Origin of the sequence: Rhizobium sp. H4 (assembly GCF_003013335.1) — a bacterium.
GTDB classification, from domain to species: domain Bacteria; phylum Pseudomonadota; class Alphaproteobacteria; order Rhizobiales; family Rhizobiaceae; genus Rhizobium; species Rhizobium sophoriradicis.
The window spans coordinates 155,284-173,542 of the sequence record NZ_PSOW01000015.1 but is presented as its reverse complement, the minus strand read 5'-3'; the positions used below and the strand labels follow the sequence as shown (position 1 = coordinate 173,542).

The following is an 18,259-nucleotide window of genomic DNA, read 5'->3' as shown; positions in this document are numbered from 1 at the left end:
CGGGGAGAAGAGGGAATCGCGAGGTTGCGGCTATTCCTCGGCCCCGCGTTTACCGGACTCCCGCTCACTCTAACCCGGCCGCCAACCAACCTCGACGAGGATATTGCCCGGTGCCGTGCAATAAAACAGCCAGCCGCCGCGCATGGCAGCCGGCGGGCCGGAGAGTGCCGCACCGGCGGCGGCAAGCCCGGCATGGACGGCATCGACGTCAGCCCTTTCGGGCAGGATGAAGCCGATATGATAGGTCTGGCGCTGCAGTTCGACCTGATCGGCGGTGCCAAACTTGGCGATGGCATGGCTGAAGACAATTTCGAGGCCGGCGTCGTCCTCCAGGATCGCCAGGCCGTTGTTCCCGCGCATATCCTTCAGCTTCAGGCCGAAATGGCGGATGAAGAAATCCGCCGTCTCGGCGATATCGGGTACGTGAAAATCGAGATGATTCAGGCGCATTGACAGTCTCCGTTCAAAAAAATCCCGGGACTGCCGTTTGCCATCTCCACACGCCGCCGGGATCCCGCATTTCCATGCGGATCACGTCGCGGGTTCTCGCGCCCTGGGGCACGGAGCAGAGCTTCGTCAGCGCGCTTTGACGCTCCGACGGAAGGGACCGGGCTTACCTCAACCGATCCTGCCTTTTTCGACGAAGCCGATCTAGCAGGCGGCTTCGGTTTCGGCAATAGATGCGTTGCCACACGCCTGGTGGAGCGAGATTTTCGCCCTAATCTCAATAGCTGGCAGCCGACCGCTAGATCCGGCGTCCCCGGCGAGGGTTCCCGAAGGATTGAAGAGCGGCATGGGCATTTGTGTGGTGCGCGCTCTTCGCTAAGGCGTAGAGTGATGTCATTCACGGAGGGATGGATATGAAACCTGCAATCATCGGCCTCGTCGGCACACTCGTTCTCGCGGGATGCAGCGCCGTCAGCTACAACGGACCGGGCCTCGAACCCATCCCCGGAAGCATCACCTACAATGGTCAACCGCGCAGCAAGCTCACCAAATCGCCTGCTGGTTCGGCCTTTCCGCATGATTTCATCGACCAGTACGGCCGGCAGGTGGAAGAAACCTACATCATCCAGCCTGACAGAAGCCTGATCATCGCGCATCGGCGATACAAGCCGATCCGGTTCTTTGGAGATTAGGTCTGAGTTGGGATGGCCTTGCCGGAGGTCGAGCGCTCAATTGCGGCCTTGGTTCAAGAGATAGATGACGTCGGCGACCCCGCGGGAACCCTGATGATACCGTTGAAATCGACGACGTCTGAAAGTTCAAGCGAAATTCAGGAGGCGCTTCGTTTGCCGAAGCCGAATGTCTTTCGCAGGCTGCTGTCGACTGCGCTTGCCGGCATGAACCTGCGTAGCCGGCTGAGCAGCGTTGCTTGGCCTCCGGCCGGTTGGCGCATTCGGTATGGACCGTTGATTGCGGCCAGGATTTTCTCTGCGACTGCAAGCGCAGACGGCGCGGTTTTGATCTGGGCCTGTACCGCTTTGATGGTCGCATCGGCCTGTGTTGCGTAAGCACCCAGGGGTGCTGCGGTTTGTGCCGCGTTTACGTCGAGCTTGGTGTTTGTGAAGGTCGGTTCAAGCAGCACCACGCGCACGTTGAACTCGCGAATCTCGTGGTCCAGCGACTCCGACAGTCCTTCGAGCGCATGCTTGCTGCTGGCATATATTCCCATGAACGGTGCAGGCAGGAAGCCCAGGACCGAACTGATATTGATGATGAGCCCGCTCCGGGCGGCGCGCATAGAGGGCAAAGCAGCGCGGATCATGCGCAAAGGCCCGAAAACGTTGGTATCGAATACCGCTTGAGCTTCGGAGGGCGACGTGTTTTCGACAGGGCCGACCAGCGAAACGCCGGCATTGTTGATCAGGATGTCGATCTTGCCCGCTTCGGACAAAACCCATTCAACAAAAGTGGCGACCGAGGCGTCATCGGTCACATCGACAGTCCCATAGCGCACGCCGGGAATGGCATTGGCGCGCTGCGGGTTACGGACGCCTCCAAAGACCTGGAAGCCGTTTTGCGCAAGAAGGCGGGCTGACGCTTCGCCGATCCCTGAGGATGCTCCGGTGATGACGACAACTCTATTTTTGGACATGCATGCTCCTCGGTTCGGCGCGAGTGGTGATTACGTGCTTCATAGAAGGGTCGGAACTTTTCACGCTTGTTGCCAAGGACAGCTTCTCAGAACCTGGCATTTAACCGAGTAAGATTTCGATCGACATCTATGCGTGTTTTAGATGTCATTCGAAATATAAAATCAAGCACTTTTTGCATCACGGCGTTTTTCGATGATCGCGCCTTTCAACCGCGTGGAGGGCATGGCGCTGCGTCCATCCGTGCTGTCAGACCGCCCCTGGCTTTGTCGGAGAGAAAAAGGCCGCCAGCGCCGAGTTAGGCGCTTAGCCCTTTCAGGCGCGTCTCGCGGTCCGACGCGCCGAGCGCCTTCATGATGAAGCGGATTTGCGCATGGAGGCTGACTGCGGTGGCCTCTCCCTCCTGAACGCGCTGCTCGACCAGAACCGGATGGAAGAACGGCAGGAAGGCGGATGATGCCGCGCGCGGCTTCGTCGGCGTCTTCGACCTCGAACTCGCCGGCTTGCACACCCTCGCGGACAAGCGCTTTGAGGATTGCCAGGATCTGCTCATTATGTGCGTTGAGGGTTGCCCAACTTCCATCCATGGCGGCGACAAGCAGCTCGTGCATTGGTCTGTCCTCCACCAATATTCTCGTGCTGTGCCGGTGAATGGCGGTCAAAAGATCAACCAGCTTTTTGCTCGCCGGCTGATCCGTTCGCGCAATCGCGAGAGCGATTTCCGCAACCTCTTTGACCACCAGTCCGCAGACGGAATTGTTGATCGCCGTCCTCGAGGGAAAGAAGCGATAAACATTCGCACGGCTCATTCCGACCTCCGCGGCGATGTCGGCGACCGACGTCTTATGATAGCCGATCCGCCGAAAATACCTTTCTGCCACCTCGAGAATTCGCGTCCGCGCCTCAAGGTCCCTTCCGGCTTCGCAAAAATCATCGCCGCCGCCGGAGAACATCACTCGGCAGCCATCGCCGTCGGCAACTCCACCTCCTTCGGTGATGTTTCGTGACTTTCATTTTTCGTCGGTTTGATGCGGAACCATGTGGCGTAGAGAGCCGGAAGGAAGAGCAGGATCATCACCGTGCCGACCGCCGTTCCACCGATCAGTGTGTAGGCCATCGACCCCCAGAACACCGAGTGGGTAAGAGGAATGAAGGCAAGCACGGCCGCAAGGGCTGTCAGAATAACGGGACGCGTCCGCTGCACCGTCGCCTCGATGACGGCGTGATAATCGTCGAGACCGGCTGCCTTGTTCTCCTTGATCTGTTCGGTCAGGATCAGGGTATTGCGCATCAGGATTCCGGCCAGTCCGATCAATCCGAGAATGGCGTTGAAGCCGAAGGGCTGATTGAAGAGCAGCAGGACCGGAACCGCCCCGGCAAGACCGAGCGGCCCTGTCAGCATGACCATGGTCATCGTCGACAGGCTGCGGACCTGCAGCACGATAACGATCAACATGGCGGCAATCATCGCCGGGAAGATCTTGACGAGGGCGGCGTTGGCCTTGAGCGACTCCTCGATGTTCCCGCCCATCTCGATACGATAGCCCACAGGAAGGGTGGCGATCAGCGGCTGAAGCGCCTTCATGACCTGCTGGGACACCTCAGGCGGCTGCGTCGCCTCGTCGATATCGGAACGGATCGTGACAACGGGCGTGCGGTCGCGCCGTTTCAGGATCGGTTCTTCAAACCGGATTTCGGAATGACCGATCTGATCGAGCGGAACCTGGCGACCATCCCGGCTCATCAGCGAGAAGTCCGCCAATCGCGAGGGATCGAGCCGCTTGTCGCCGGCACTGCGCGCAATGACAGGCACGTTGCGGATATTCTCGCGAACCTCGGTAATCGGGATCCCGCTCAGCAGCAGTTGCATCTGCTGGGCGGCCTCCGCCGGCGAAAGGCCGATCAGGCCCAGCCGTTCCTGGTCGGGAACGAAGCGCAGCACCGGTGTGCGGTTGCCCCAATCGCGGTTTGCCTGGCGCACATCCGGCACGCTCTTCATGATCTCCAGGGCCTTTTCGGAGATCCGGTACAATTGGTCGGTATCAGGACCCATGATGCGGAATTCGACCGGAAACGGCGTATAGGGACCGAAGACCAGCTGGGTAACGCGGACATAGGCTTCGGGAGCGAGGCCATCCGAGATGGCCGCACGCAGGCGAAGCTTCAAAGCCTCGCGTGTGTGAGCGTCAGGCGTCAGCACGACGATCTTGGCGAAGGACGGGTCCGGCAGCTCGGGCGCCATGGCAAAGAAGAAACGGGGAGCGCCCTGACCGGTATAGCTCGTGATTGTCTTTGCCTCCGGCTGCTGCTGCAGCCAGTCTTCGAGCTTCCCGACCGTGGCGGCCGTCGTCTCGATACTGGTCCCTTCAGGCATGCGCACTTCAACCAAAACCTCCGGACGATCCGACGTCGGGAAGAACTGCTGTTTCACCGCTCCCATTCCGACGACGGAGATCCCCATGGCGATACCGACCACCGCACAAGTGACGAACTTGTGGCGCACGGTAAACTCGATCACCCGCCGCAGGCGCCGGTAATTCGGCGTGTCGTAGATGGCGTGATGGCCGCCTTCGACCGGCTTGATCGCCGGCAGCATCTTGACGCCGAGATAAGGCGTGAAGATCACCGCGACGACCCAGGATACGATCAGCGCAAAGCCGACGACCCAGAAGATGTTGCCGGCATATTCGCCGGCGGTCGACCGGGCAAAGCCGACCGGCATTAATCCGATGATCGTCACCAGCGTGCCCGACAGCATCGGGGCCGCCGTATGGCTCCAGGCGTAAGCCGCCGCCTTGATGCGATCCATCCCCTCTTCCATCTTCACCACCATCACCTCGATGGCGATGATGGCGTCGTCGACCAGAAGGCCGAGCGCGAGGATCAGCGCACCAAGCGTGATGCGATCGAAGAACCGGCCGGTCTCCAGCATGATGAGGAAGACGACGGCAAGGGTCAGCGGAACGGCCAGAGCCACGACGATCCCGACCCGCCAACCAAGGCTGACGAGGCTGACGAACAAGACGACGCCGAGCGCCATGGCGAATTTCAGCATGAACTCGCCGACCGCTTCCTGGATATTGACGGCCTGGTCGCTGACCTTTGCGAGCGTCATGCCGAGCGGCAAGGTCTTGGCGATCGCGGCGGATCTTTCCTCCAGCGCCTTGCCTAGTTCCAGACCGTTCCAGCCCTGCTGCATCACCGCGCCGAGCATGATGGCGGGCTCGCCGTCATGGCGGATGAGATAGGTAGCCGGATCTTCGTAACCGCGCCGCACTTCGGCAAAATCCGAGAGTTTCAACGTGCGTCCGGCCGCGACGATCGGCGTGTCTGATATCGCCTGGATGCTGTCATAGGCGCCATCGAAGCGAATGAAGACCTGCGGGCCGCGGGTGTCGATCGAACCCGCCGGCGTCACGGTGTTTCGCCGCTGCAAAGCGGCCGCGACGTCTTGCGCCGAAATGCCGAGGGTCGCCAGCTTGGCATAGGAAAATTCGACAAAGATCTGTTCGGGCCGCTCGCCGAGGATGTTGATCTTCTTGACTCCAGGCACATGCAGAAGATCCTGGCGGATCACCTCGGCCTGGCGCACAAGCTCACGCATCGGCATGCCCTTGGCCTTCAGCGCATAAAGACCGAAGCTGACATCGGAATACTCGTCGTTGACGAAAGGTCCGAAGACGCCCTGAGGCAGATTGCGGGCCTCATCCCCAAGCTTCTTTCGGGCCTGATAGAATTCCTCTTCGACCGCAGTGGACGGCGTACTGTCCTTCAGCGTCACAGTCAGAAAGGCGTATCCCGGCCGGGTTGTCGTCTCGACACGATCGTACCAGGTGAGTTCCTGGAGGCGCTTCTCGAGCGGTTCGGCGACCAGATCCTGCATCTCGCGCGCCGTGGCACCCGGCCACACGGTCGTCACGGTCAAGGTTTTAATGGTGAATGAGGGGTCCTCCGCGCGCCCAAGCTTGACGAAGGCATAGGCGCCGGCGGCGGCCAGCAGAATGATGAAGAACAGCGTAACGGCCCGTTCGCGGACGGCGAGTGCGGAGAGATTGAAGTTCATTGTTTTGCCGCCTCTGCCTGTTCTACCTTGGTGCGCACGCTGGCGCCGTCCTGCAGCAGATGGGCGCCGAGAGCGACGACCGGCTCGCCTGCTTTGACGCTGGAAACCACCGCGACCTCCTCGCCTATTTGCTCTATGTTCACCTGCCTGAAGTGGACGGTCGAAGATTTCTCATCGAAGACCCACACGCCGGTTCGGCTGCCGTCGTCCAAAACCGCGCCGACAGGCACCGCGGCCTGCGATTGGTCGCTGCTGTTGGAGATCCTGATCGTCACCGTCGCGCCCAGCGGGGCCGACGCTGCCGCGCCATCCAGAACCCAGCGGGCTTCATAGGTGCGGGTTTGAGGGTCGGCGGCGTCGGAGATCTGCCGCAGCCGCGCCTTGTCCCGCCGGCCTTCGTTTCCGTAGATGCTGGCATCGGCGGTCTGACCGATCTCAGGCCGCAGGAATTCCGGAAGCCAGACCAGCGCTTCACGCGGACCGGCCTGCGCGAGCCGGACGACGGTTTGTCCTGCCGTCACCACCTGCCCCGGCTCGCCGAGCGTTTCGACAACCGTCCCATCGGTATCGGCAACAAGGACGGAATAGGCCGTCTCGTTCTCCGCGACTTTCGCGTCCGCTTCTGCCGCGGCAAGCTGCGCGGTCGCGGTGTCGAGGGCTGCCTTTGCCTGTTCATAGCGCTGCGGCGTCGCGGCCAATCCGTTTTTCACCAAGGCGGCATAGCGCCGCTCGTCGGCTTGCGCCTGGACCAGCACTGCTTGGGCTGCGGCGACCGCGTTTCGTTTCGCCGTCAATGCGAGACGCAGATCGGTCTCGTCGATGCGCATCAGCGGCTGACCGGCCTTGACCTGCACGCCAACGTCCACATAACGCTGCACGATCTTGCCGGGCACACGGAAGCCGAGATTGCTCTGCACCCGGGCGGCGATGGTGCCGGTGAAGGTGCGTTCGGCCGCCTCCGGATTTTTTGCCTCCACCAGCTTGACGAAGGGCGGTGCCGTGCGGGGATCGGCGGCTTTTGCACTGGCCGTGGAGGGCTCCTCGAAAAGCACGAAAGCGGTGGCGCCGGCAGCAGCCACAAGACCGAAAGCGGCGAGTAATATTTTGCGATTCATCTCATTAACCCTTATTGACCGGCGCAGCAGATCATTTAGATTGCGATCTAACTCTAAAAGGGGTATAGATGTCAAACGAAATCTAATTGGAGATCGAAATGAGAGTCAGTCGTGCCCAAGCCGAGGCCAACCGCGAAACAGTGATCAATGTCGCAAGCCGGCTCTTCCGGGAGCATGGTTTCGACGGCATCGGGCTGAAAGATCTGATGAAAGGTGCCGGCCTCACTCAAGGCGGATTTTACAAACAGTTCCAATCGAAAGACGATCTCGCAGCGCTGGCGTCCGGGCGAGCGATGGAGAGTGCAATTCGCCGGTGGTCGAGGGTTGCCGCCGGAAGCGCCGATCCCTTCGGCGCGGTTGTCGGCATGTATCTCTCAACCGGGCACCAGGAAGAGAAAGGCGATGGTTGCCCCCTGGCCGCGCTCGGTTCCGACGCGGCGCGTCAGAGCGAGGAGGTGCGGGCTCCATTTCAGAACGGCATCGAAGCTCACCTTCAGGTTCTCGACGAATTGATCCCGGCATTGGATCGCGCGAAACCTTATGACAAAGCCATGGTCGTGCTGTCCCTCATGGTCGGCGCCGTAACCATCTCTCGCATCATGACCGATCAGGCCATGTCGGAGCGACTGCTGGATGCCGCCGCCGATGCAGTCAAGCGCATCGCGGGCGACACGGACGAAGAATGAGATTTCGGTTGTGATGAGGAGCTGGAGCGGGTGAAGGGAATCGAACCCTCGTATTCAGCTTGGGAAGCTGCTGCTCTACCATTGAGCTACACCCGCGACGGGTTGAGATTTCCAACAGATGGGGGCCGCTGTCAAGTCGCACAGAATGCTGACTGTCAGATGCGGAAGTGTTTCGAGAGTTTGAGGCCCTGGGCCTGGTAGTTGGAGCCGAGGCCGGAGCCGTAGAGGCTTGCCGGTTTTTCCTGCATGTGTTCGTAGATGAGGCGGCCGACGATCTGGCCGTCTTCGAGGATGAACGGCACTTCGTGGCTGCGCACTTCGAGCACGGCGCGGCTGCCGCGGCCGCCGGCCGGGGCATGGCCGAAGCCCGGATCGAAGAAGCCGGCGTAGTGGACGCGGAATTCGCCGACCAGCGGATCGAACGGGGTCATCTCGGCGGCATAATCCGGTGGCACATGCACGGCCTCGCGCGAGACGAGGATATAGAATTCATCGGGATCGAGGATCAGCTCGTTGCGGCCGCGGCTATAGAGCGGCTCCCAGAAATCGAAGATGTCGTGCTGATCCTTCTCGTCGACATCGACGACGGCGGTGTGGTGCTTGCCGCGATAGCCGATCAGGCCGTCCTTGTCGCCGCTGAGATCAATCGAAAGCGCGATGCCGCCGCCCGATACGTTCGGCTGCTTGCTGGCGACAAGCGTCTCGCTTTCATGCAGTTTCAACAGTTCCGGCTCGCCGAGCAGGGACTGGCCGACGCGGAAGCGGATCTGCGACAGACGCGAGCCACGGCGCACGACGATCGGGAAGGTGCGCGGGCTGATTTCGAGATAGAGCGGGCCGGAATAGCCCGCCGGGATCTTGTCGAACTCCTGGGCGTAATCGGTGATGACGCGGGTGAAGATATCGAGACGGCCGGTCGAGCTTTTCGGATTGGCCGAGGCCGACATGTCGGCCGGCAGCGCCAAGCTCTCCATCAGCGGCACGATGTAAACGCAGCCGGTTTCAAGGACTGCGCCCTGAGACAGGTCGATCACGTGCAGGCTGAGGCGATCGAGCTTATCCGACACAAGATGCGAGGGGCCGGGCATGAAGGAGGCGCGCACGCGAAAGGCCTTGGATCCCAAGCGCAGGTCCAGGCTTGCCGGCTGGATCTGATCACGGTCCAGCTCCCGTTCGGAGTTAAGACGCCCCGATTCAAACAGCGCTGCTATCGCGCGGTCCGCCAGAATTCCAGTTTCGCGAGCCATCATGCCCCATCCATCTTTTGCGCCGACAAAACCAAATACGGGGAATTGACGCAAGCAGCTAACAGCAGTATTGCAGAATTATCCCGTGGTGATTTGGCCGGTCGGCTTGCAGCCACGTTAAACAAGTGGCTAAAAAGACCGGGTTATGAAACCGGTCTGCTTTTGCGGCCGGTTTTTTTGTTATGTGAAGGTGATGGCATGAGCAAGACCTGGCGCCCGGCAACCCAACTCGTCCATGGCGGCACGCTGCGTTCGCAATATGGCGAAACGTCCGAGGCAATCTATCTCACGCAGGGCTTCGTCTACGAGACGTCGGAGGCCGCCGAAGCCCGCTTCAAGGGCGAGACGGATGGTTATATCTACGCCCGCTACGGCAGCCCCACCAACGACATGTTCGAAAAGCGCATGTGCATGCTCGAAGGCGCCGAAGACGCCCGCGCCACCGCCTCCGGCATGGCGGCCGTCAGTGCGGCGATCCTCTGCCAGGTCAAGGCGGGCGACCATATCGTTGCCGCGCGCGCCCTTTTCGGCTCCTGCCGCTGGGTGGTGGAAACATTGGCGCCAAAATACGGCATCGAATGCACGCTGGTCGACGGCCGCGATTTGAAGAACTGGGAAGAGGCGATCCGGCCGAACACCAAGGTGTTCTTCCTGGAAAGCCCGACCAACCCGACGCTCGAGATCATCGATATCGCCGGTGTGGCAAAACTCGCCAACCAGGTCGGCGCCAAGGTCGTCGTCGACAACGTCTTCGCCACGCCGCTCTTCCAGAAGCCCTTGGAGCTCGGCGCCCATATCGTCGTCTATTCCGCCACCAAGCATATCGACGGCCAGGGCCGCTGCCTCGGCGGCGTCGTGCTGGCCGACAAGGCCTGGATCGACGAGAACCTGCACGACTATTTCCGCCATACCGGCCCGGCCATGTCGCCGTTCAACGCCTGGACGCTTCTGAAGGGCATCGAGACGCTGCCGCTGCGCGTCAAACAGCAGACGCAGAATGCCGCGAAGATCGCCGATTTCCTGGCCGAGCAGAACAAGGTCGCCAAGGTGATCTATCCCGGCCGCGCCGATCATCCGCAGGCCGACATCATCGCCAAGCAGATGAAGGGCGGTTCGACGCTTGTCGCCTTCGAGCTGAAGGGCGGCAAGGAGGCGGCCTTCGCGCTGCAGAACGCGCTCGATATCATCAAGATCTCCAATAATCTCGGCGACAGCAAGAGCCTGATCACCCATCCGGCGACGACGACCCACAAGAACCTGTCGGAAGAGGCCCGCGCCGAACTCGGCATCTCGCCGGGCACGGTTCGCCTTTCGGCCGGCATCGAGGATACGGACGACCTGATCGAGGATTTCGCCAAGGCGCTTGCCAAGGTTTCGGCCTGATCGACAGCATTGACGGCCGAGCCTCCGGGTTCGGCCGTCCCGGCCGCGGCATCGGTGCGCCGGCGCTGACCAAGTAAAATTAATACTGACAATTAGGCTTAACGATCGAAAACCATGCGATCACGGCTGTTTCATCGCCGATCAACGTTCCGTTTCTTGACGGACAGGGCCTTCTTATAAGATACGGGTAACATATCTTGACTAAGGTGCAAGGCATGTATCGCGCCCTCACAAGAGATATCGAAGTCGTCGTCGAACCATTCTATCTGGAGGAGCAATCCGATCCGGAAGACGATCGCTACGTCTGGGGTTACCGGATTGTCATCAGCAACAATTCCGGCGTCGCCGTTCGCCTCATCAACCGCTACTGGAACATCACCGACCAGAACGGCCAGGTGGACGAGGTGACCGGCCCCGGCGTCGTCGGCGAACAGCCGCGGCTCAGACCCGGCGACACCTACGAATATTCCTCCGGCTGCCCGCTCGATACGCCCTCCGGGCTGATGTTCGGCCATTATCAGATGGAAACGGACGAAGGCGAGCTGTTCGACGTCGACATCCCCGCCTTCTCGCTGGATTCACCAGGGCTGCTGCGCGTGCTGAACTGACGTGTAACGCCACAGGCGGCACGACACCTCGACCCAGGAGATTGCCGACACCAGCCCCTCATCCGGCTGCCGCCACCTTCTCCCCGTAAACGGGGCGAAGGGAGCATGCCGCAAGCTCTCCGTTCCCCTCCTCGCTCTCGCAGGGCACGTCCCCTCGCCCCGTTTTTACGGGGAGAGGGTTAGGGTGAGGGGCAGTCATGCGCGCAACCGGACAGCAGTGGTGTCAACTACTCCGCCGGCTGAAGCTCGGTCGGCTCGAAACGGTAGGTGGTCGAGCAGAATTCGCAGGTCACGGCGATCTCGCCGTTTTCCTGGCTTTCCTCGATCTCTTCGGCCGAAAAGCCCTTCAGCACGCCCTTGATCTTGTCGCGCGAACAGCTGCAGCGGTCGAAGACGGCGCGCGGTTCGTAGACGCGCACGCCGCGCTCGTGGAACAGCCGGAACAAGAGCCGTTCGGTGCCGACAAGCGGGTCGGTCAATTCGTCGGCGTCGATGGTTTCGACCAGCGAACGGGCTTCGACCCAGGCATCGTCTTCGCCATGCGGGCGGTCGCCGTTATCGCCGTCGCCGCCGTGGAGATCCGGGTGGCGCATGCGCTCGGGCGCCTCCGGCAGGAACTGGGCGACGAGGCCGCCGGCCCGCCAGCGATGGCGCGGCTTGCCGGCATCGTCACGGTCGAAGAGCTCTGCAGCAGCCAGGCGCACGCGCGTCGGGATCTGCTCCGACTGACGGAAATAGACACCGGCGATTTCCTCGAGCGAGGTGCCATCGAGCGCGACAATGCCCTGGTAGGGCTGCGCGAACTTGCCCTGGTCGATGGTGAAGGCGAGCACCCCCTTGCCGAGCAGCTGTTCCGGCTCGGTCTCGCCCGCTTCAACCGCCTTGTTGAGCAGCGCTTGATCGAAACGGGCATAGGCACGCACATTTTCCGGCGTCGAGAAATCGGCGACGAGAAGATCGACCGGGCCATCGCCCTTGGTCTGCACGGTGAACTTGCCGTCGAATTTCAGCGAGGTGCCGAGCAGCACCGTCAGCACGACGACTTCGGCAAGCAGCCGGGCGACGGGGGCGGGATAATGATGGCGCTCGAGAATCGCATCGAGCATCGGGCCGAGCTGGACGGCGCGGCCGCGCACATCCAGACCCTCCACCTGGAAAGGGACGACATGGTCATCGCCGGCGAAATCGAACTGGCCGAGGGCGGCTGCAGCTTCTGCCATGGCTTTCACTCCTAGTTTTCAAGCGAAGAGCAAGGGTGCCCTTCGCTCGCGCGGCCGCGCGTTTTCACACGCGGCGTCCGATTATGGTTCAGATCGCGCCCAGGCACCAAGCAAGAATCGACTTCTGCGCATGAAGACGGTTTTCCGCTTCATCGAAGACCACGGATTGCGGACCGTCGATCACCTCATCCGTCACTTCCTCACCGCGATGGGCGGGCAGGCAATGCATGAACAATGCATTGCTGCCGGCCTTGGCCATCAAGGCCGCATTGACCTGATAAGGCTGAAAGACGTTGTGACCCCGGGCCCGATGTTCCTGATTCATGGAGACCCAGGTATCGGTCACCACGCAATCGACGCCTTCGACCGCACGGTCGGCATCATGGCAGAGCATGATTTCGGCGCCCTCATTGCGGGCCCAGTTCAGATAGTGATCCTTGGGCTCCGAACCAAGGGGTACGGCCATGTTCATGCGATAGCCGAAACGCGCGGCCCCCTCGACCAGCGAATGCAGCACATTGTTGCCGTCGCCTGTCCAGGCGATGGTCTTGCCCTTGATCGGGCCACGATGCTCCTCGAAGGTCATGATGTCGGCCATGATCTGGCAGGGATGGGTATCGTCCGTAAGCGCGTTGATCACGGGCACGGTCGCATGCTCGGCAAGCTCCAGCAGGCGCGAGTGCTCGGTGGTGCGGATCATGATCGCATCGACATAACGCGACAGCACCTTGGCGGTGTCGCCGATCGTCTCGGCGCGGCCGAGCTGCATTTCGGTGCCTGACAAAAACAGCGTTTCGCCGCCGAGCTGGCGCATGCCGACGTCGAAGGAGACGCGGGTGCGCGTCGACGGCTTTTCGAAGATCATCGCCAGCATCTTGCCGGCGAGCGGCTTGTCGCCCGTGCCGGCCTTGAAGGCCTGCTTGCGGGCAAGCGCATCGTTCATGATGGTTCTGAGGTCGGCCGATGTGACGGCCGAAAGATCGAGGAAATGTTTAGGAGCCATGTTCTTACCTGTCGTGCGCCCGAAGGCGGCAATCCCTTCAAGCCGTCTTCTTGACCTTGGAGGCGCGGATGCTCTCGGCGGCGCTCTCGAGGCGGGCGAGACCCTCGCGGGCTTCCTCGGCGGTGACGACGAGCGGCGGAAGAAGGCGGATGACGTTGTCACCTGCCGGCACACCGAGCAGATGCGCCGCGCGGATCGCCTGCAGCAGCTCGGCCGAGGGCACGGCCGCCTTGACGCCGAGCAGCAGGCCCTCGCCCCTGATATCCTCGATCACATCGGGATAACGGTCCTTCAGCGAGGCCAGCCCCTGACGGAAGACCAAGGCGACGTCGCGCACATGTTCCAGGAAGCCGTCGGCGAGGATGACGTCGAGCACGGCGCCGCCGACGGCCATGGCCAGCGGATTGCCGCCATAGGTCGAACCATGGGTGCCGGCCTTCATGCCGGAGGCGGCCTCAGCAGTGGCAAGGCAGGCGCCGAGCGGGAAACCGCCGCCGATGCCCTTGGCGACAGCCATGATGTCGGGTGTGATGCCCGACCACTCATGGGCGAAGAGCTTGCCGGTGCGGCCAACCCCGGTCTGGACCTCGTCAAGGATCAGCAGCAGGCCTTTCTCGTCGCAGATCCGGCGCAGCGCCTTCATGAACTCAGCCGTGGCGGGGCGCACGCCGCCCTCGCCCTGCACCGGCTCTATGAGGATTGCCGCCGTCGCATCGGTGATCGCGGCGCGTACCGCTTCGATGTCGCCGAACGGCACCTGATCGAAGCCCGGCGTCTTGGGGCCGAAGCCTTCGAGATATTTCTCCTGGCCGCCGGCGGCGATCGTCGCAAGCGTGCGCCCATGGAAGGCGCCTTCGAAGGTGATGATATGGAAGCGCTCGGGATGGCCCTTGGAAAACTGATAGCGGCGCGCCGTCTTGATCGCGCATTCGAGCGCCTCGGCACCGGAATTGGTGAAGAACACCTTGTCGGCAAAGGTGGCGTCCGTCAGCCGTTTGGCCAAGCGCTCCTGGCCGGGGATCTCATAGATGTTGGAGAGGTGCCAGACCTTGTCGGCCTGCTCCTTCAAGGCGGCGACCACATGCGGATTGCCGTGGCCGACCGAGGTGACGGCGACGCCGGCGCCGAAATCGAGATAACGCTCGCCGCTTTCGGTGATCAGCCATACGCCCTCGCCTCGCTCGAACCGCAGCGGGGCACGAGAATAGGTGTCATAAAGCGGCGCGGCTTCAGCCATGGCGCGGGTCTCCCGGTCAGCGTTGTCAGGCTCCGGACTCCGGCTAAGAAAACCGGGCCCGAAAAATCAAAAATGCCGCCTTTCGGCGGCGATCGGTACTATTTCCTTTTCGCGCTGCAATGTCAACAAAACTGCGCCCTTAGCGCATGCAGCAAGCTTGTACAGCGGCATTTTCAGCCTTCAACAGGCATTATTGCAGAAATGACACGCAGGGGCAGCAAGTTGGGGAAAACTACGAATTCGATTCATCCGGATTCCCGCGACTCTTGTCACGGAGTCAGCCTCACACTAGGTTAAAGTTCAATTACTAGACTGCATGCGGCGGAACTAGTCACCAAAATTGATCAAGCGTTTCTTGTTTCGGAGGCTTCCGGGACAACGGTGAGGGATTCTGCCATCACCAACGCAAAAGGTGGAGACAGGGCATGAACTGGACAGACGAGCGGGTCGAGAAACTCAAGAAGCTGTGGTCCGAAGGGCTGAGCGCCAGCCAGATCGCGGCACAACTTGGCGGCGTGAGCCGAAACGCCGTAATCGGCAAGGTGCACCGGCTGAGCCTTCCCGGCCGCGCCAAGGCGGGCGGCACTGCCACCGCGGCGCGCACGCCGAAGCGCCAGACATCTGCGCCGCGCGCGCCGAACTACGCCTCCCGGATCACCACCCGCACCGTGACCCGGCAGCAGGGCGCAACGATGCTGAAGGAAGAGATCGAGATCGAAACGATCGAGGAAATGGAATACGTGCCGAAAGGCAACGTGGTCGTGCCGATTTCCCGCCGCCTCGGCCTGACGGAGCTGACCGAACGCACCTGCAAATGGCCGGTCGGCGATCCTCTGAAGGACGACTTCCACTTCTGCGGCTGCGAATCCCCGGACAATTCACCCTATTGCAGCTATCACCAGAAGCTCGCCTATCAGCCGGTCAACGAACGCCGCCGGGCGGCAGCGCGGGTCAGCTGAGCGGGCGACATTGTTGAGATGCAAAAACGGGCTGGAAGGCCCGTTTTTTGTTTGAGTGTGTTGGGTGTGGCTGCCCCTCATCCGCCTGCCGGCACCTTCTCCCCGCCTGCGGGGCGAAGGGATATGCCGCACCCTCTCGGTTTCTCACCAAGCTCTCGTGGGGCACGTCCCCTCGCCCCGTTTACGGGGAGAGGGCTAGGGTGAGGGGCGGAGCTTGCTCGACTTTGTCAGAAACCCCTCAGGCTTCCATCGAATAACCGGCGCCGCGGACGGTGCGGATGACGTCCTGCATGTTGGAGAAGTTCAAGGCCTTGCGCAGGCGGCCGACATGGACGTCGACGGTGCGTTCGTCGACATAGATATCGTGGCCCCAGACGCCGTCGAGCAGTTGCGAGCGGGAGAAGACGCGGCCCGGCGACGACATCAGGAATTCCAAGAGGCGGAATTCGGTCGGGCCGAGGCGGACTTCGCGGCTCTTGCGATGCACGCGATGGGTTTCGCGGTCGAGCTCGATATCGCCGCATTTCAGCACCGAGGACAGCACCTCCGGGCGGGCGCGGCGCAGCATCGCCTTGACGCGGGCGACGAGCTCGGGGGTCGAGAACGGTTTGACGACGTAATCGTCGGCGCCGGTGGACAGCCCGCGGACGCGCTCGCTCTCCTCGCCGCGCGCCGTCAGCATGATGATCGGCAGCCGTTCGGTTTCCGGCCGCATGCGCAGGCGTCGGCAGAGTTCGATACCGGAGACGCCGGGCAACATCCAGTCGAGGATGAGAAGATCGGGCGTTCGCTCCTGAAGCCTGATTTCGGCCTCGTCGCCGCGCAGGATGGTATCGACTTCGAAGCCTTCCGCTTCGAGATTATAGCGGAGAAGCACGCTGAGGGCCTCTTCGTCTTCAACAACTGCTACTCTCGGGATCATGCGTGTCCGTCTCCTCGCGCACGATCCTTAAACCGGGGGTGATTTAAGCAAGGGATCCCGCGCAAAATCAGAAATTGGCTGCGACCTCTTTGCGCGCCCGTACGGGCGCGCACGCAAGCTGGGTCCGGCACGGTTATTCCGTGGCCGCACCGACGGTGTTGGCGCTGTCGTCCTTCGGACGGTCGCCTTCCGGCTGGGCGCCGGTCGCCATGTAGTAGATCGTCTCGGCGATATTGGTGGCGTGATCGCCGATGCGCTCGATGTTCTTGGCGCAGAAGAGAAGATGCGTGCAGCTGGTGATGTTGCGCGGATCTTCCATCATATAGGTCAGAAGTTCGCGGAACAGCGAGGTGTACATCGCGTCGATCTCGTTGTCGCGCTCGCGGATGGCGGTCGCCTTGTCGGCGGCGCGCGTCGTATAGACGTCGAGCACTTCCTTGAGCTGGACAAGGGCCAGCTCGGACAGGTGCTCAAGACCGCGGGCGAGCTTGCGCGGAACGCCGGTGCTCTGCACGGCGATGACGCGCTTGGCGGTGTTCTTGCCGAGGTCGCCGACCCGTTCGAGATCGGCGGCGATGCGGATCGAACCCATGATTTCGCGCAGGTCCGAGGCCATCGGCTGACGACGGGCGATGGTGACGATCGCCTTGTCGCCGATTTCGCGTTCGGTGTGATCGAGGATCACGTCGTCGGAAATGACCTTCTGCGCCAGCGCGGTGTCGCCGTTGACCAGGGCGCGAACGGATTCGGCGACCATCTGCTCGGCCAGGCCGCCCATTTCGGAAATCCGCCTGGACAGGAACTTCAGATCATCATCATAGGCAGAATAAATATGTGTTGATGCCATGGGGCTTTGTCCTCGAATAACGGGAAGGCTTCGGATTGCCGCAATCAGCCGAAGCGACCCATGATGTAGTCCTGGGTGCGCGGATCGTCCGGGTTGGTGAACATCTTGTCGGTGTCGTTCTCCTCGACAAGGTTGCCGAGGTGGAACATGGCGGTGCGCTGCGACACGCGCGCCGCCTGCTGCATCGAGTGGGTGACGATGACGATCGTATAGTTCTCGCGCAGCTCGTGGATCAATTCCTCGACCTTGGCGGTGGCGATCGGGTCGAGCGCCGAGCAGGGCTCGTCCATCAGGATGACTTCAGGGCTGACGGCGACGGCACGCGCGATGCACAGGCGCTGCTGCTGACCGCCGGAGAGGCCGGTGCCGGACTCGTGCACACGGTCCTTGACCTCGTTCCAGAGGCCGGCGCGCTGCAGGCTGGACTCGACGATCTGATCGAGATCGGCCTTCGACTTGGCCAGCCCATGGATGCGCGGGCCGTAGGAGACGTTTTCATAGATCGACTTCGGGAACGGGTTCGGCTTCTGGAAGACCATGCCGACACGGGCGCGCAGCTCGACGACGTCGATGTCGGGATCATAGATATCTTCGCCGTCTAGGGTGATCTTGCCGGCGACGCGGCAGCCCTCGATCGTGTCGTTCATGCGGTTGAGGCTTCGCAGGAAGGTCGACTTGCCGCATCCCGAAGGGCCGATCAGCGCGGTTACGGTGTTTTCGCGGATGTTGAGGTTCACATCGAAAAGCGCGCGCTTCTCGCCGTAGTAAACCGAGACATCCTGGCCGATCATTTTATACGGGACGTTGCTCATCTTCTGATCCGGCGCCTTTTCAACTGCAGCTTCCGTCAACATGTTCATGATGTTTAACTCC

General features: G+C 61.7%; 16 protein-coding genes, 1 tRNA gene, 1 pseudogene and 1 riboswitch. Of the genes and pseudogenes, 5 read left to right on the top strand and 13 right to left on the bottom strand.

Going from position 1 to position 18,259, the window contains the following annotated elements; genetic code table 11:
• Positions 1-69: 69 nt before the first annotated feature.
• Positions 70-450: a VOC family protein gene (locus C4N04_RS22880; RefSeq protein WP_106797103.1), complete on the bottom strand. Its 381-nt coding sequence runs from the start codon at positions 448-450 to the stop codon at positions 70-72.
• A gap of 410 nt (positions 451-860) precedes the next feature.
• Between C4N04_RS22880 and C4N04_RS22875 the strand changes: the two genes are divergently transcribed.
• On the top strand, positions 861-1,139 hold the full coding sequence (locus C4N04_RS22875; protein WP_009994903.1) for a hypothetical protein: 279 nt from the start codon (positions 861-863) through the stop codon (positions 1,137-1,139).
• Positions 1,140-1,276: 137 nt separating this feature from the next.
• Here the strand turns inward: C4N04_RS22875 and C4N04_RS22870 are convergent, their stop codons facing one another.
• The 4 genes and pseudogenes from C4N04_RS22870 to C4N04_RS22855 all read right to left on the bottom strand — a co-directional run bounded on the left by C4N04_RS22870 (position 1,277) and on the right by C4N04_RS22855 (position 7,274).
• On the bottom strand, positions 1,277-2,098 hold the full coding sequence (locus C4N04_RS22870; protein ID WP_106797102.1) for an oxidoreductase: 822 nt from the start codon (positions 2,096-2,098) through the stop codon (positions 1,277-1,279).
• A gap of 296 nt (positions 2,099-2,394) precedes the next feature.
• Positions 2,395-3,049 (bottom strand): annotated as a pseudogene (locus tag C4N04_RS22865) (TetR/AcrR family transcriptional regulator).
• Positions 3,049-6,159: an efflux RND transporter permease subunit gene (locus C4N04_RS22860; RefSeq protein WP_106797101.1), complete on the bottom strand. Its 3,111-nt coding sequence runs from the start codon at positions 6,157-6,159 to the stop codon at positions 3,049-3,051. The pseudogene C4N04_RS22865 and the gene C4N04_RS22860 overlap by 1 nt, the downstream one beginning before the upstream one ends.
• Complete coding sequence (locus tag C4N04_RS22855; protein WP_096764947.1) at positions 6,156-7,274, bottom strand: efflux RND transporter periplasmic adaptor subunit; 1,119 nt, start codon at positions 7,272-7,274, stop codon at positions 6,156-6,158. Before C4N04_RS22855 ends, C4N04_RS22860 begins: the two co-directional genes overlap by 4 nt.
• Before the next feature lie 98 nt (positions 7,275-7,372).
• Between C4N04_RS22855 and C4N04_RS22850 the strand changes: the two genes are divergently transcribed.
• Positions 7,373-7,960, top strand: coding sequence for a TetR/AcrR family transcriptional regulator (locus tag C4N04_RS22850; protein WP_106797111.1), 588 nt, complete (start codon positions 7,373-7,375; stop codon positions 7,958-7,960).
• A gap of 22 nt (positions 7,961-7,982) precedes the next feature.
• Here the strand turns inward: C4N04_RS22850 and C4N04_RS22845 are convergent.
• Both C4N04_RS22845 and C4N04_RS22840 read right to left on the bottom strand, forming a co-directional pair.
• Positions 7,983-8,056 (bottom strand) — tRNA-Gly (locus C4N04_RS22845).
• Between the two features lie 59 nt (positions 8,057-8,115).
• Complete coding sequence (locus C4N04_RS22840; protein ID WP_170961364.1) at positions 8,116-9,210, bottom strand: 2'-deoxycytidine 5'-triphosphate deaminase; 1,095 nt, start codon at positions 9,208-9,210, stop codon at positions 8,116-8,118.
• Positions 9,211-9,282: 72 nt separating this feature from the next.
• Positions 9,283-9,361: riboswitch (SAM riboswitch) on the top strand.
• 44 nt (positions 9,362-9,405) lie between these two features.
• Between C4N04_RS22840 and C4N04_RS22835 the strand changes: the two genes are divergently transcribed.
• The gene (locus C4N04_RS22835; RefSeq protein ID WP_096764946.1) at positions 9,406-10,590 is read left to right on the top strand and encodes an O-succinylhomoserine sulfhydrylase; all 1,185 of its coding nucleotides are present in this window, start codon (positions 9,406-9,408) and stop codon (positions 10,588-10,590) included.
• 215 nt (positions 10,591-10,805) lie between these two features.
• The gene (gene apaG, locus C4N04_RS22830; protein ID WP_096764945.1) at positions 10,806-11,198 is read left to right on the top strand and encodes a Co2+/Mg2+ efflux protein ApaG; all 393 of its coding nucleotides are present in this window, start codon (positions 10,806-10,808) and stop codon (positions 11,196-11,198) included.
• A gap of 227 nt (positions 11,199-11,425) precedes the next feature.
• Here apaG and C4N04_RS22825 read toward each other — a convergent pair whose 3' ends face one another.
• From C4N04_RS22825 to C4N04_RS22815, 3 genes are all read right to left on the bottom strand, one after another.
• A complete protein-coding gene (locus C4N04_RS22825; RefSeq protein ID WP_038686708.1) occupies positions 11,426-12,418 on the bottom strand; it encodes an Hsp33 family molecular chaperone in 993 nt (330 codons plus the stop codon).
• Positions 12,419-12,506: 88 nt separating this feature from the next.
• Positions 12,507-13,421: an ornithine carbamoyltransferase gene (argF, locus tag C4N04_RS22820; RefSeq protein WP_106797100.1), complete on the bottom strand. Its 915-nt coding sequence runs from the start codon at positions 13,419-13,421 to the stop codon at positions 12,507-12,509.
• Positions 13,422-13,458: 37 nt separating this feature from the next.
• Positions 13,459-14,658, bottom strand: coding sequence for an aspartate aminotransferase family protein (locus C4N04_RS22815; RefSeq protein WP_096764943.1), 1,200 nt, complete (start codon positions 14,656-14,658; stop codon positions 13,459-13,461).
• 425 nt (positions 14,659-15,083) lie between these two features.
• Here C4N04_RS22815 and C4N04_RS22810 point away from each other — a divergent pair, with 425 nt between their 5' ends.
• The gene (locus C4N04_RS22810; protein WP_038686705.1) at positions 15,084-15,617 is read left to right on the top strand and encodes a GcrA family cell cycle regulator; all 534 of its coding nucleotides are present in this window, start codon (positions 15,084-15,086) and stop codon (positions 15,615-15,617) included.
• A gap of 238 nt (positions 15,618-15,855) precedes the next feature.
• Here C4N04_RS22810 and phoB read toward each other — a convergent pair whose 3' ends face one another.
• From phoB to pstB, 3 genes are all read right to left on the bottom strand, one after another.
• On the bottom strand, positions 15,856-16,539 hold the full coding sequence (phoB, locus tag C4N04_RS22805) for a phosphate regulon transcriptional regulator PhoB (RefSeq protein WP_004672768.1): 684 nt from the start codon (positions 16,537-16,539) through the stop codon (positions 15,856-15,858).
• A 133-nt stretch (positions 16,540-16,672) separates the two neighbouring features.
• On the bottom strand, positions 16,673-17,386 hold the full coding sequence (gene phoU / locus C4N04_RS22800) for a phosphate signaling complex protein PhoU (RefSeq protein WP_096764942.1): 714 nt from the start codon (positions 17,384-17,386) through the stop codon (positions 16,673-16,675).
• A gap of 44 nt (positions 17,387-17,430) precedes the next feature.
• A complete protein-coding gene (pstB, locus tag C4N04_RS22795) occupies positions 17,431-18,246 on the bottom strand; it encodes a phosphate ABC transporter ATP-binding protein PstB (protein ID WP_106797099.1) in 816 nt (271 codons plus the stop codon).
• Positions 18,247-18,259 lie beyond the last annotated feature (13 nt).